Source organism: Streptomyces griseobrunneus, assembly GCF_046713465.1.
Classification (GTDB): Bacteria; Actinomycetota; Actinomycetes; order Streptomycetales; family Streptomycetaceae; genus Streptomyces; species Streptomyces microflavus.
On record NZ_CP177080.1, the window covers coordinates 7,760,762 to 7,776,043 of the forward strand.

Here is a 15,282-nt window from a genome sequence, read left to right on the forward strand (position 1 = left end):
GCGGCCTTCGAAGGGACTGACCATGAAACAGCTGCTGCTCGACTTTCTCTGGTCCCATCTGCGCACGCTCGGCGCGTTCCGTGAATCCGGGCAGACGCCGGAGGCCGCACGGAAGTCGGCAGGCCTCGCGCCGGGGTACGGCGCCTGGTTCGACGAGTGCCTCCGCGTCTTCGAGGGGGCCGGCTACATCGACCGGCGGGACGGCAGGATCCTGCTCGACGATGCCACGCGGTATCGGCCGATCGAGCAGCTTTGGCGCGAGTGGGAGACGGCAAAGCCCGCGTGGCAGGAGAATCCGGACCTCGCGGCCACCCACCTGCTGGTGGAGACCACCTTGCGTGCCTTCCCCGACATTCTCAGCGGACGGCGACCGGCCACCGAGGTCATCTTCCCCGGGGGATCGCTGGAGCTGGTGCAGAACGCCTATACGACCAACCCGGCGTCAGCCTTCTTCAACCAGGTGCTGGCCGCCGACGTGGTGGCGCGGCTGCGACGGCGGGCACGGGCCCTGACGGCGGATGGCGCGCGGATCCTGGAGATCGGCGCCGGCACGGGTGCCACGAGCGCCGTCGTCCTGGAGGCGCTGCGGTCCGCACAGCTGGACGTGCGGGAGTATTGCTACACCGACATATCAAGGGCCTTCCTGAACCACGCGGAGCGTTCGTTCGGTGCGGGAAACCCTTCGCTGACCTGCGAAATCCTGGACATCGAGCGCCCGGTGGCGGATCAGGGCCTCACCCTCGGCGGGTACGACGTCGTGGTCGCCGCCAACGTCCTGCATGCCACCCGGGACATCCGCCACACCCTGCGCAACGCCAAGGCGCTTCTCCAGCCCGGCGGACTGCTGGTCCTGAACGAGCTGACCGCGAACAACCTGCTCAGCCAGTTCTCGTTCGGCCTCCTCGACGGATGGTGGCGCTACGAGGACCCGCACCTGCGTATCCAGGGCAGCCCGCTGCTCTCCACGGCGCACTGGCGGCACGTCCTGACGCAGGAGGGATTCCGCGCGATCGCTCTGCCCGCGCAGGATGCCGAGGATCTGGGACAGCAGATCATCGTGGCCGAGAGCGACGGCGTCATACGGCAGGCGACGGCCATGCCGCGCCCGTCCGCGCCGCAAGTGGCGCCGGTGCGCGAGAGTGCGGCGCGGGCCGTGGCCGATCTCAGCGCCGGGAGCGAGCCCGGAGACCGGCTGCGCGCCCACATCGAGGCAGTCGCGCTCGATGTGCTGGCAGAGGCGTTGGACATCCCGCGGGCGAGGATCGGCCGGGGCGAGCCCTTTTCGAACTACGGGCTCGATTCGATCTTCGCGGTGAACGTGGCCCGGACCCTCGGCGGGACGCTCGGCATCGACCTCGACATCACCGTGCTGTTCGAGCACAACACCCTTGCCGAGCTCGGGGAGTTCATCGTCTCCGAATACGCCGAGGACCTCCGGGATGTGCTTCCGCCGGAGCCCGCACCGCCGGACCGGGCGCCCGGTCCTGTGCGGCCCCGACCTCAGCCCGATCTCGACGAGGCCGCGCTCGACGGCATGGCGATCGTCGGCATGTCCGCACGCTTCCCCGGGGCCGACGACGTCGACGAGTTCTGGCGGATCGTCGAGCAGGGCGGACGGTGCATCACCGCACCGCCGGAAAAGCGTGCGGACTGGGCGGGCTGCGGCGACGAGGCAGCCGCGCTGCGGGGCGGATTCCTCGACGGGGTGCATGAGTTCGATCCTCTCTTCTTCCGCATGTCGATGACCGAGGCGCGCCAGGTGACGCCGGAGCTGCGCCTGCTGTTGATGACGTCGTGGAACGCCGTCGAGGACGCGGGCTATCGGCCGGCCGAGCTGCGGAACCGGCCCACGGGCGTGTTCGTCGCTACGACGCAGAGCGAATACCGGCCCGCGGCCATGGACCTGATGAGCCTGCCGTCGCCCGCGATGGTGCCCAACCGGATCTCGTACCTGCTCGACCTCAACGGCCCCAGCGAGCAGTGCGACACGACGTGCTCTTCCTCGTTCGTGGCCCTGCACCGGGCGATCCGGTCCATCCGCGACGGCGAGTGCGAGCAGGCGCTCGTCGGCGGGGTGAACCTGGTGATGTCGCCCGCAGGTTTCGGCGGGATGCAGGCCGCGGGGATGCTCAGCCCGCGCGGCGACGTCCGGCCGTTCCAGCAGGGCGCCGACGGTACAGCGCGCAGCGAGGGCGTCGCCGCCGTACTGATCAAACCACTGAGCCGGGCCCTGGAGGACGGGGACTTCGTCCACTGCGTCGTGCGCGGCACCGGCGTGGCCCACGGCGGCAGGGGCGTGTCCTTCACGGCACCGAACATCAGGGGCATGAAGACAGCCGTCGCGCACGCCTACGCCGACGCCGCGATGGATCCGGGCGCCGTGGACTACATCGAGACCCACGGCATGAGCTCGATGCTGGCGGACAGCGCGGAGCTGGCGGCGCTCGGCGCCGGAAGCCGCAGCGAGGACGACAGCGAAGACGTGACGTATCTGGGCAACGTGAAGCCCTGCATCGGGCACACGGAGGTGGTCTCCGGCCTGGCCGCGCTGGTGAAGACCGCGCAGGCGATGCGGCACGGCGTGATCCCGGCGATCCCGGGCTTCGGGCGGCTGCACCGCGACCTCTCCCTCAAGGGGACGCGGCTGCGCATCGCCGCGCAGAACCTGCCATGGCCCGAGCGCACCGACGACGCCGGTCGGCCGCTGCCGCGCCGCGCGGGCATGCACAGCTTCGGGATCGGCGGCGTGAACGCGCACGTTGTGCTGGAGCAGCACATCGCCTCCGCGAACCTGGACGACGACCCGGGTGCGCAGGTCCTCGTGCTCTCGGCGCGGAGCATCGATGCTCTGCGCGAGCGGGCGCGCCGACTGATCCATCGGCTCGCCGAAGCGGATCCGCGCTCCTGGGCGGACATCGCGTACACGTTGCAGGTCGGCCGCGAAGCGATGAGCTGCCGACTGGCGTTCGTGGCGCAGAGCACCCACGAGGCCGCTCGCATTCTGGGCGGTTGGCTCAACGGCGACCCGGACACGCTCGCCCACGTCGCGTTCGCGGACGGCGTCGATCCTGCTGCCGGCGCCGAGCACGACGGGAAGCCGACGCAGCTCGACCACGTACCAGAACACTGGGCCGCGGGCACGTCCATCGACTGGGACCTGATGCATCGTGGCGCTCGACGCAGGCGGATCCCACTGCCCGGGTACCCCTTCGCACGTCTGACGTGTTTCGCCGAGCAGGCGCCGCGGTCGGATCAGGCCTCGCACACCGGCGTCGGCCCTCCGGACGGCGAAACCTTCGTCGCCGACCTCGTCGCCTCGGTGCTGGGCCTGCCGCGCCACGAGATCGACGGCACGAGGTCGCTCGCCGATTACGGTCTCAACTCCCTGCTCCTGGTCGCGATGCTGGGCCGGATCAGCAATGTGTTTCCGGGTTTCCAGCCTGAATGGTGGCAGCCGCACGACACGTTGAACGACGTGGTCGCGAGGCTGCCTGAGGCGGAGGCCCGCTCCACGCACGTGCCGGCCCCGGAGCTCGTGCGCCTCAACGGCGAGACCGAGGGCAGGCCGGTCTTCTGGATCCACGGCGCCCTCGCCGGCGTCGAGTCCTACCGCACGATCGCCGAGCGGATCGACCGCCCGTTCTACGGCATCCAGGCCCGTGGGCTGCTGACCGAGGACGCGCCGGTCGAGGGCGTCACGGCCATGGCCGAGTACTACACCGAGGTCATCCGCTCGGTGCAGCCCGAGGGGCCGTACGACGTCGGCGGATTCTGCCTCGGCGGCATCGTCGCCTATGAGGTGACCCGGCGGCTGCAGGGGCAGGGCCAGGACGTGGCCTCGCTGACGATGGTGGACTCGCCGGACGAGACCGGCCTGGCGAAGTCGAACGCGAGCGGGTTCCAGTCGGCGCGGAGCGCGGCTCTGCAGGTCGTCAATTCCTTGCTCTGGCCGGCGGGGGAGAAGGACCCGGCGCTCTTGCGTGCCCGTCTCGTCCACCGGGACGAGGTCGCGGAGGACCTGGACGAGGACGCGTTCGTACTGCGGCTCGCGGAGTTGGCGGCCGAGCGCGGGCTCGCCATGAGACCTGACCGGATCGCGCGGTTCGTCAGGCGCAACATGGCGATCCAGCTCGCCTACCGGCTCGGCGAGCACACCATCAGGCCTCTGCCGCGGCCGGAAGCCGTGGTGTGCACCTACTTCAGCAACCGGCGCGGGCTCTTCCTGGGCGAGGTCGAACCCTACTTCCAGGTCGCCGGCGAGACCTTCTCCCTCGACCACGTGAACTACCAGCAGGACTGGGGGCGCGAGCTGCCGGGCCTTCGCCTGGTGGAGATCGACGCCGCGAACCACATGACGATCCTGAACGACGCGGGGCCGCTCGCCGCGATCGAGGAGACATGCCTGGCGCTCTACGCGCCCGACGAGATCGGGGCTACCCGTGGCTGACCGGACCGCCGCCCGGACGTACGACCGCCACGAGCCGGTGGCGATCGTCGGCATCGGTTGCCGACTGCCGGCACTGATCGAGGATCCGACCGCACTCTGGCAGGCTCTGCTCAAGGGTGTCGACGCGGTGCGCCAGGTGCCGGCCGAGCGGTGGAACGCCACCGCATGGGCCGACGCGGAGGCGTCCGGCGGGGCGGCGAACCGTCGAGGTGGATTCCTCGACGACGTCACGGGATTCGACGCGGAGCACTTCGGCATCCCACCGGCCGAGGCACGGCAGATGGACCCGCAGCAGCGGATCGCCCTGGAGGTGGCGTGCGCCGCGGTCGAGGACGCGCGGCGTTCCACAGCGAGTCTCGCGGGCACCCGCACCGGCGTCTTCATGGGCGCGATGTGGCAGGAGTACCCGCTGTTCACGCAGGGCGCCGCCGAGGCGATCCACGCACACTCGGCCATCGGCTGGGACAACTCGGTGATCCCGTCCCGCATCGCCTACGCGCTGGGGCTGCGCGGCCCCGCGATGGGCGTGGCGACCGCGTCGAGCTCCTCCTTGGTCGCGGTGCACCTCGCCGTGCAGAGCCTGCGCTCCGGCGAGTCGGACTTCGCACTTGCCGGCGGCGTCAACCTGATGCTGCATCCGAACACCTCGGTGGCCTTGACGAAACTCGGCACGCAGAGCCCTGCCGGCCTGAGCCGGGCCTTCGACGCCGACGGCGACGGCTACGCCCGGGGCGAGGGCTGCGCGGTGGTCGTGCTGCGCCGGCTGTCCGACGCGCTCGCCGACGGCGACCGCGTCTATGCGCTGGTGCACGGCAGCGCCGTCAACAACGACGGCGCGACGGACGGACTGACCGCCCCCAGCCACGAGGCGCAGACGGAGGTGCTGCGGTCGGCATGGGAGAACGCCGGCATCGCGCCGAGTGCGGTGTCGTACGTCGAGGCGCACGGCACGGGCACACCCCTGGGCGACGTGACGGAGGCCGGCGCGCTCGGCACCGTGTTCGGGCCCGACCGGCCCGCGCCGCTGCGCATCGGCTCGGCGAAGACGAACTTCGGCCATCTCGAGCCGGCGGCCGGCGTGCTCGGGCTCGTCAAGGCCGCGCTGGCGGTGCACCACGGCCTCATTCCGCCGAGCCTGCACTTCCGCACACCGAACCCGCGCATCGATCTCCCCGCCGAACGTCTGGAAGTGGTCACCGAGGCAGCCGCGTGGCCGGCCGGGCCGCGGTTCGCGGGGGTGAGCAGCTTCGGATACGGCGGCACCAACGCGCACATCGCCCTCGGCGAGGCGCCCGAGGGCGCCCCGGTACAGGCCGCACCGGACGCGGGCGGTCCGGTCTGCCTGGCGGTGTCCGGCACGAGCCCGCACGCGCTCGCGCGTAACGCCGCACGGCTGGCGAGCCACCTCGGGCAGTCACCCGGGACGAGGCTGTCCGACGTCGCCTACTCGCTGGCGACGACCCGCACGCAGCACCCCACGCGCGGCGTGGTGATCGCCGGCACGACGGAGGAGGCGGTGGCCGGTCTGCGGGCGCTCGCCGCGGACGAGAGCCACGACGCGGTAGTGACGGGCGCGGCCGCCGGTCGTGGCCGCGTCGCGTTCGTCTTCCCCGGCCAGGGCGCCCAGTGGTGGGGGATGGGCCGGTCGCTGTGGGAGCAGAACGCCGCGTTCCGCGAGGCCGTGACGGCCTGCGACGAGGCCCTCACCCCGCACACCGGGTTCTCGGTCGCCGCAGTCGTGCGTGGGCAGGACGGTCTCGCACCGCCCTTCACGCGGACGGACGTGGTGCAGCCGGCGTTGTTCGCGATGTATGTCGGTCTCGCCGCGATGTGGCGCGCCTGGGGCGTCGAGCCCTCGGCGGTCGTCGGCCACAGTCAGGGTGAGGTGGCCGCGGCCGTCGTCAGCGGGGCGTTGAGCCTGGCGGACGGCGCTCGAATTGTGGCGTTGCGCGCCCGGGCCGTGCACGATCATGCGCCGGACGGGGCGATGGGACTCGTGGAGCGCCCGGTGGGCGAAGTCATCGAGGAGCTGGCGGCCTACGGCGAGGCGCTGTCCGTCGCGGTGGTGAACACCGCGCGATCGACCGTCGTGGCTGGAGACGCCGAGGCGGTGGACCGCTTCCTCGCGCAGATGGAGGCCACCGGCGCGTACTGCCAGCGCGTGGACGTGGACTACGCGTCGCACAGTCCGCACATGGATTCGCTGCTGCCCGCGCTGCGCGAGCAGCTCACGGGCCTTGCCCCCGCGGATGCGGGGATCGCCTTCTATTCGAGCGTGACGGGGGAGCGGGCAGGCGGGCCGGAGCTCGACGCGGACTACTGGTGCCGCAACCTGCGCGAGCCGGTGCGCTTCGATCGGGCGCTGGAACGCCTGCGAGCGGACGGGTTCGGGGTCTTCGTCGAGGTGAGTCCGCATCCGGTGCTCCAGATAGCCCTGGCGCAGGGAACCGAAGCCGACGGGGCGGCCGTCGTGGTGGGCAGCTTGCGCCGCGCTCACGGCGGGATCGAACAGGTGCTGCGGGCGCTGGCGGAGCTGCACGTCCAAGGGGTCCCGATCCCATGGAAGCGTGTGTTCCCGGCCTCGGACACGCGCAGGGCGGACCTTCCGACGTACGCGTTCGAACGCCGCAGCTACTGGCTGGACGAACACGACGACGCGATCCCGGTCGTCAGCAGTGCTTCGTGGCGCGAGGACGTGATGGCACTGCCCGAACCCGAGCGTCCGGGATCGATCGTCGCACTCGTCACGGAGGAGGCCGCGGCCTTGCTCGGCCGGCCCGCGGAACGCGTGCGCCCCGACCTGACGCTGCGCGAACAGGGTTTTGACTCCCTCATGGTGGTCGAGCTGCGAAACCGGCTCAGCGCACGGACACGGGTCCCGCTGCCCACCGTGCTCGCCTTCGACTACCCCACACCGCAAGCAATCGCGACACTGCTGCTGACGCACGCCGGTGCGCAGGACGAGGCCCCGGAAGTCTCGCCCGCCGTCGCCGCGGTGCCCATGCGGCCCGACGATGACGACCCCGTCGTGATCGTGTCCATGGCCTGCCGGCTTCCGGACGGAATCGACACGCCCGAAGCGTTCTGGGAACTGCTCGCCGACGGCAGCGAAGCCTCCTCCCCGTTCCCACAGCGCTGGGACGGGTGGGATCTCGGCACGATCGAGGAGGCGGAGCGCGCCACCACCGGCAGGCGCTTCGAGCGCAAGGGCGGCTTCGTACGCGACGTCGAGGACTTCGACGCCGCGTTCTTCGGGCTCAGCCCCCGTGAGGCGCTGTCCCTGGACCCGCAGCAGCGGCTCGTCCTGGAAGTCGTATGGGAGGCACTCGAGCGGGCCAATCTGCGCACCGCGTCCCTCGAAGGCAGCAACACAGGTGTCTACCTCGGCGCGATGAGTTCGGACTACGACGTCGCTCGGCGCTGGGACGTCGGGAGCAGCGACGGCTACAAGATCACTGGCAACGGGTCGAGCCTGATCTCCGGGCGCGTGGCCTACACACTCGGCCTGTCCGGGCCGGCGCTCACCATCGACACCGCGTGCAGCTCGTCGCTCGTGGCCCTGCGCCTGGCGTGCGAGGCGCTGCGCAGCGGCGAATGCGACCTGGCGCTCGCCGGCGGAGTGACCGTGATGAGCACCCCGCAGATCTTCGTCGAGTTCAGCCGCCTCAACGGGCTCGCGGCCGACGGCCGCTGCAAGAGCTTCGCCGACGACGCCGACGGGACGAGCTGGGCGGAAGGCTGCGGCGTCCTGGTGCTCAAGCGGCTCTCGGACGCGAGGCGCGACCGTGACCGTGTGCTGGCCGTTGTGCGGGGCACCGCCATGAACCAGGACGGCCGCAGCCAGGGGCTCACCGCGCCGAACGGCCTCGCGCAGCAGCGCGTGCTACGCAGTGCCCTGGCCGACGGGGGACTGACCCCGGCCGACATCGACGCCGTCGAAGCGCACGCCACGGGCACCGTGCTCGGCGATCCCATCGAGGCCGGCGCCCTTGCCGCAGTGTTCTCGGGTCGCGTGCGACCCCTGCACCTGGGATCGGCCAAGTCCAACATCGGCCACGCCCAGGCGGCCTCCGGCGTCATCGGCGTCATCAAGATGGTGATGGCTCTTCAGCACGAGTGGCTGCCCCGCACGCTCCACGCGGAAAGGCCGAACACCCGGATCGACTGGACCGGCGGCGAACTGGAGCTCCTGCGGCAGCCGAGGCGGTGGCCGCGGACACGGCGGGTGCGTCGCGCCGGCATCAGCTCCTTCGGTATCAGTGGCACGAACACGCACGTCATCATCGAAGAAGCACCGGAGACCGTCGTCGCGGACCGGCCCGGCGACGATCTCGTCCACCCGTTGGTGATCTCGGGCACCGACGCGGCCGCCCTGCGTGCTCAGGCCCAGCACTGGGCCGAGTGGCTCGACGCGCGGCCCGCCGCGTCGATGCGGGACATCGCCTACACCTCCGCCGTCGGCCGTACGCACTTCGACGCGCGCGCCGTGGTCTTCGCGGGCAACGCCCTGGACGCTGCCGAAGCCCTGCGGGCGGTCGAGCCCGGCTCCGGCACGGCGCCGGGGGAGATCGCCTTCGTATTCGGCGGTCAGGACGCGCAGCCGCCAGGGCTGAACAGTCAACTGCTGGAGCAGAGCGCGGTGTTCCGCGACACCGTGGTGGAGTGCGACGCGGTCCTTACGCCGTTGACCGGCTGGTCCGTGCTGAAGGTGCTGCGCGGCGAGGAGGACGTGAACAGTCCGGATGTGCTGCCGTGCACGCTGTTCGCGACCTACCTCGGACTCGCGGCGCTGTGGCGCAGTTGGGGTGTGGAGCCGGCGGCGGTGGTGGGCAACGCGCAGGGCGAGGTCGCCGCCGCCGTGGTGAGCGGGGCGTTGAGTTTGGAGGACGGTGCCCGCGTCATGGCCCTTCAGGCTCGCGCGCGCCCGGGGGACGCGGTCGGCGGTGCGATTCCAGGGATTGCCCCTGCCCGGACTTCCATCCCCTTCTATTCGTGCCTGACGGGCGAGGTCGTGCCGGGCCCGGAGCTCGGCGGCGACTACTGGTTCCGCGACCTGACGGAGCCGGAGCCCATGAGGCTCGACCGCGCGTTGGAGCGGCTGCGCGGCGAGGGCTTCGGAGTGTTCGTCGAGGTCGGCCCGCCCTCCGAAGGTGCCTCGGGCGGGGTGGACCAGCTCTGGCGAGCGGCCGCCACGTTGTTCGAGCGGGGCTTCTCCCTGGACTGGGAGCGAGTCCTCGGGTCCCGTGGCGCCGGCAAGGTCGACGTCCCGACGTACGCGTTCCAACGCCAACGCTTCTGGCTCGGCGAGCTTCCGACCGGGCCCGTCGCGGTGACGGCGAGTCGGTCTGCGGACAACCACCCGTGGTTCGATGCGATCACGACTCTCGCCGGCATCGGCGGTCACCTGTTCACCGGCCGGCTGACGCTCGACGATTGCCCGTGGCTGGCCGATCACGTCGTCAACGGGCAGGTCTACGTGCCGGGCGCGGGCTTGATCGACGCTACGCTGTTCGCCGCCCGGACCGCAGGTGCCGACACCGTGGCAGACCTGACGCTGCTGGAGCCGGTCGTCCTCCTTCCGGGCCGCGCGCTGCGGATCCAGGCCACCGTCGGCGATCCGGACGCGCACGGACGACGCCCCTTCGCGTTCCACAGCCAACCCGAGGACACGGATGAGCCGCTGATCTGGCAGCAGCACGTGACCGGAGAGTGCGTGACCCGCGCGCGCGTCGGCGCCACGATGCCGCCGGACATCGACAACTGGCCGGTGCCCGATGCCCGGGCCCTCGACATCGAAGCCTTCTACGGACGCGCCCTCGCAAACGGGCTCGACTACGGCCCGGCTTTCCGAGGACTGCGCGAACTCGCCTGCCGCGACGGCGTCTACTACGCGCGGGTATCGCTTCCGGGCGCGCTGGATCCGGCCGACCACGGCCTGCATCCGTCGCTGTTCGACGCGGCACTGCAGGTCGTCGTCGCCGGTCTGATGGAGGCGGGTGCGGTTCCTGGGCCGCTCGTCCCGTTCATCTGGTCGGACGTCGAGCTGTTTCGTGCCGCAGGCAGAGAACTGACCGTGCGAGTGTCGTTCGAATCCGGCGTGGACGAGGACCTCGCGCCGGCCACCGTATGGCTGGCCGACCCGGCAGGCCACCCGGTGGCCCGGATCGGCAGGCTGAAGTTCCAGCGCGGCAGGCGTCGCGGACACCCGTTCGCCGAGCACCTCTACCGCGTCGGCTTCGAACGCGTACACCCCGTGGCCGAAACCCCCGACCCTGCGGGCACCCTGGTGGTCGGCGACGCGGAGTTGGCCGCGGGGCTCGGAGCCGACGTCGTACCCGATCTGGACACCCTCGTGATGCGGCTCGATGTCCGGGCGGATACGCCTCGGCGACTGCTGTTCGCGCTGCCTGACTGCGCGTCCGCTCAGTGGTACGACGCGGAACGGAGCGCCGCCGAAGCGCTGCGGACGCTTCAGGTGTGCTTCGGCGATGCCCGGCTCCAGGGCGCGGAGCTCGTCTGGATCACCCGTGACGCAGTGTCATCGAGCCCTGGCGATCAGGTAGGGAACTGGGCCCATGCCGCAGTGTGGGGCATGGTGCGCACGGCCCGCACGGAACAACCTGAGCGCGTCCTGCGCCTGATCGACCTCGATCCCGGTACCCCGGACTTCCGGCTCCTGGCGCGCGTGATCGAGACCGGCGGCGAGCCGGAGTGCGTGCTGCGCGGCGAGACCGCTCACGTGCCACGAGCAAGGCCGACCGTCGAGGAGGTCGACGCGCTCGTCCTGCCGGACGAAGGCAGCTGGCACCTGCATCAGCGGCAAGACGATCAGCTGGACGTCATCGCCGCCACGCACGACGAGGGCGCGCCGGAGCCGGTCGCGCCGTGGGAAGTCCGCGTCGAGGTGCGCGCCGCCGGGATGAGCCCGGGGCACGCACAGGTCCTGGAGTTCGCAGGGATCGTCATGGAGGCCGGCAGCGGCGTCACCTCCGTACACGCGGGTGACCGGGTCACGGGCAGTGCGGCAGGCGCGCTCGGCAATCGGATCCGCGTGGACGGTGCCGCCCTCGGGCCGATGCCCGCGAACCTCACCTTCGCACAGGCGGCCGCTGATCCGTCCGCCCCCGATTCGAGGCAGGACAAGGGGTCGTTCACTGCCTTCGACGTACGCGACGCGCGGTATGCCCTGCGCCACGCGCGGCAGAACGCTGCGCACACGACCGTGCTGACCTTGCCGCGCGCCCTCGACCCGGACGGCACGGTGCTGATCACCGGCGGTCTCGGCGAGCTCGGCGGCGCGCTCGCCGCACACCTGGTCCGCGCGCACGGAGCACGGCGGCTCGTGCTGCTGTCGCGGCGCGGTGGCAACATCCCCGACGCCGGCTCGTTCGTGCGGGAGCTCGAAGCCGCGGGCGCCGAGCGAGTGGACCTGGTCGCGGGCGACGTCGCGGACCGGGCCGCAGTGGCTGCGGTACTCGAAGGGATCCACCCGGGCCATCCCCTCACGGCCGTGTTCCACCTCGCCGGCGTGCTCGACGACGGCCTGGTGGAGGGCTTTACCGCAGAGCGGCTGCACCGGGTGATGGCACCCAAGGTCCAGGGCGCGCGCGTGTTGGACGAGTTGACCGAGCGGCTGGACCTGGCCGCGTTCGTACTCTTCTCCTCGGCGGCCGGAACGCTGGGCACCGCAGGACAGAGCGGGTACGCCGCGGCGAACGCGACGCTGGACGCCCTGGCGGCTAACCGGCGCAAGCGGGGTCTGACAGGACTCAGTCTCGCTTTCGGGCTCTGGGAACAGGCCGGAGTGGGCATGACCGCCCACCTCGGCAAGGCCGAGCTGGGACGCCTGCGGCGTCAGGGGATCGGTGCCCTGACCTTGACCGAGGGCCTGAATGCCCTGGATATCGCACTTGCGCGGCCAGAGACCCAGCTGATGCCCGTGCGCCTGGAACTGGCATCGTTGCGACACGCGCTCGGCGATGCGGAGGCGCCTCCCTTGCTGCGCGACATGCTGCAGCGCACAACTGAAGGGCGCCAAGCCGAAGTTTCCGAGACCGCACAGTCGCTCGATACGCGGATGGCGGACGCCTCCGAAACCGAACGGCCGGCTCTGCTGCTGGACCTTGTCCGCAGCGAAGCCGCCGACGTGCTCGGCCTGCCCGGACCCGACAGCGTGCCGGCCGACAGAACACTGCGTTCCCTCGGGATCGACTCGCTCACCATGGTCCAGTTGCGCAAGCGCCTCGCCAAGCGGCTGAACACCACGCTGCCCGCCACATTGGTGTTCGACTACCCGACCGCCGAGGCCATCGTCGGGCTCCTGCTCCACGACGTCACCACCCTGAGAGGGAACGAGAAGTGAAGACAGAGGCCCTGTTCATCGCGGGTACCGCAACCTACCTGCCCCCGGCGACCAAGGTCGAACAAGCCGTCGCCGACGGCCGGTTCGACGCCCAGGACGCCGAGGACACGCAGCTCGAGTCGGTCTGCGAGGCCACGGACGAAACTCCGCCCGAGATGGCAGTGGCCGCTGCCAGAGATGCCCTGGAAAGGTCGGGTCACCGGGCCGAGGACATCGCGCTGCTGCTGCACGCCTGCGTGTACTTCCAAGGCCTCGAGCTCTACCCGACGGCTTCCTACATCCACCGCGAAGTACTCGGGGACCATTCGGCGCTCGCCTTCGAGATCAAGAATGCTTCCAACGGCTGCATGACCGCGTTGGACATCGCGGCGCGCTCCCTCTCGGCCACCGACGACGTGGCGGCGCTGGTGACCACCGCCGACAAGGTCAGTCGGCCGGCGATCGACCGCTGGAACAGCGACATCGGCATCGTCCCCGGCGACGGTGCGTCGGCGATGGTGCTCAGCAAGAGGTCTGGGTTCGCACAGGTGCTGAGCACCTCCACGGTGTCGGATCCAACCCTTGAGCGCCTGCATCGCGGCGACGCGCCCTTCACGCCTCACCACGACCCCACACTCCCCATCGACCTGCGTCTGCGCAAACTGCAGTACCTGGGAGACGTGGAGCTCGACGAGTTCACCCGCCGATTCCGGGCCGGCCTCAGCGACTGCGTCGATCGTGCCCTGCACGACGCGGACATTCGTCTGGGCGACGTCGCCCGGTTCGTCGTTCCGAACTTCGGACGCATCGTGCTGCAGCGCGAGGTCCTCGCCGCACTCGATATCGACCTCGATCTCACGACCTGGTCCTGGGGTCGCACCGTCGGCCACCTCGGCGCGGGCGACCAGATCGCCGGACTCGACCACCTCGTGCAGGAGCGCGCCGTAGACGTCGGCGACCTCTGCATGCTGCTCGGCGTCGGCGCCGGCTTCACCTGGACGTGCGCCGTGGTCCGGATCATCGAGCTTCCCGAATGGCCGACGCCGTCGGCCGGATTCGACCTCGGGGGCGGGCGGATCTGATGCGCTGCTACGTGTTCCCGGGACAGGGCACCCAGAAGAAGGGGATGGGACGAAGCCTGTTCGGAAGGTTCCCCGACCTCCGTTGCCGCGCCGACCGGGTCCTCGGATACTCGATCGAAGAGCTCTGTCTGGAAAACCCGGAACGACGGCTGTCCGAGACCGTGTACGCGCAGCCCGCGATCTACGTCGTCAACGCGCTGCACTGGTCAGCGGCGCAGGAGGACCTGCCACCCGCGGACTTCTTCGCGGGCCACAGCCTCGGCGAGTACAGCGCACTGTTCGCGGCCGGCGCCTTCGACTTCGAAACCGGCCTGACGCTGGTGCAACGCCGTGCGGAACTGATGGGTCAGGTCAGCGGCGGTGCGATGGCCGCAGTCATCGGCGTCTCCGAGCAGATCGTCGAGGAAACCCTGAAGCAGCACGATGCCACCGGCGTCGTCATCGCCAACTACAACGCGCCCGAACAGTTCGTGCTCTCCGGCAGCCGCGAGGAACTGGCGCGGATCAAGTCGGTCTTCGGGAAGGTGGAGGGTGTCCGAGGCTTCGTCCCGGTCAAAGTCAGCGGACCCTTCCACGCGCCGGCGATGGCCCCGGCCGCCGCGCGCTTCCGCACCCTGCTGGCCTCGGTCGACGTGGGCGAACTGCGGACACCGGTCATCTCCAACGTGACCGGCCGGCCGTTCGGCCCCGATGCGCGGGAAGTCCGCGAATTGCTCGCCGAGCAGATCGCCAAGCCCGTCCGCTGGACCGACTGCATCCGGTATCTGCGGGACGCGGGCGTGTCGGATTTCACGGAACTGGGCGAATCGAAGGTGCTCACCTCGCTCATCGACCGGATCACCACCGCGCAGGAGCCCGCGCCCGACCTACGCCGAGACCTGATCGAGCGCATCAAGCGCGAGATCCTCCAGCCGGAGATCGGCGACGAGGCGCTGGGCTTCGACGAGGACGCGTCGTTCCGGCAGCTCGGCCTGAACTCCATCATCTACGTGCGCCTGGCCCGCCGGGCCGGGACGGTCCTCGGCGTTCCGATCAAGCCGGACGTCATCTTCCAGCACCGTTCCTGCGCCGCCCTGGCGGACTACCTCCTGACCCGCGACGACGTCGCCCAAGCCGCAGCGTCCGAGGCCCCACCCGCGCCTTTGCGTGAATACCAGGACGAACGGGTGACGGCCCTGCTGCGCGACTGCGCGAACGGGACCCTCAGCGTGGACCGGACCATCGAGGCGATCCGCGCCCTCGCGTGACGAGCGCCGAATGAGCCGCCACTTCGTCCTGCCGTAGGGGAAGCGCACGAACACGTGGACGCCGTCCCCCTGACCTACCCGGGTGCCAAGACCGAAGCAGACGTACTCCCCTGCCCATCCCGCATCGCCGCCCCTCGCCCTGCGCCTCACCACCGGCATCGCCCA

General features: G+C 70.8%; 4 protein-coding genes. All 4 read left to right on the forward strand.

The features are described from left to right. The first annotated feature begins 22 nt into the window (after positions 1-22). Genes ACK8N7_RS35295 through fabD form a run of 4 tightly spaced genes read left to right on the forward strand, consistent with a single transcriptional unit; the run spans position 23 to position 15,117 of the window. Positions 23-4,447: a beta-ketoacyl synthase N-terminal-like domain-containing protein gene (locus tag ACK8N7_RS35295; protein ID WP_500445153.1), complete on the forward strand. Its 4,425-nt coding sequence runs from the start codon at positions 23-25 to the stop codon at positions 4,445-4,447. Then, on the forward strand, positions 4,440-12,809 hold the full coding sequence (locus tag ACK8N7_RS35300; protein ID WP_500445155.1) for a type I polyketide synthase: 8,370 nt from the start codon (positions 4,440-4,442) through the stop codon (positions 12,807-12,809). Before ACK8N7_RS35295 ends, ACK8N7_RS35300 begins: the two co-directional genes overlap by 8 nt. Then, on the forward strand, positions 12,806-13,870 hold the full coding sequence (locus tag ACK8N7_RS35305; protein ID WP_500445157.1) for a ketoacyl-ACP synthase III family protein: 1,065 nt from the start codon (positions 12,806-12,808) through the stop codon (positions 13,868-13,870). The genes ACK8N7_RS35300 and ACK8N7_RS35305 overlap by 4 nt, the downstream gene beginning before the upstream one ends. Beyond that, on the forward strand, positions 13,870-15,117 hold the full coding sequence (gene fabD, locus ACK8N7_RS35310) for an ACP S-malonyltransferase (protein ID WP_403215536.1): 1,248 nt from the start codon (positions 13,870-13,872) through the stop codon (positions 15,115-15,117). Before ACK8N7_RS35305 ends, fabD begins: the two co-directional genes overlap by 1 nt. Positions 15,118-15,282: the final 165 nt, after the last annotated feature.

Excerpts from the sequence above, each read along its gene's own strand:
- ACK8N7_RS35295 (WP_500445153.1), top strand. The coding sequence starts at position 23 with ATGAAACAGCTGCTGCTCGACTTTCTCTGGTCCCATCTGCGCACGCTC.
- fabD (WP_403215536.1), top strand. The coding sequence starts at position 13,870 with ATGCGCTGCTACGTGTTCCCGGGACAGGGCACCCAGAAGAAGGGGATG.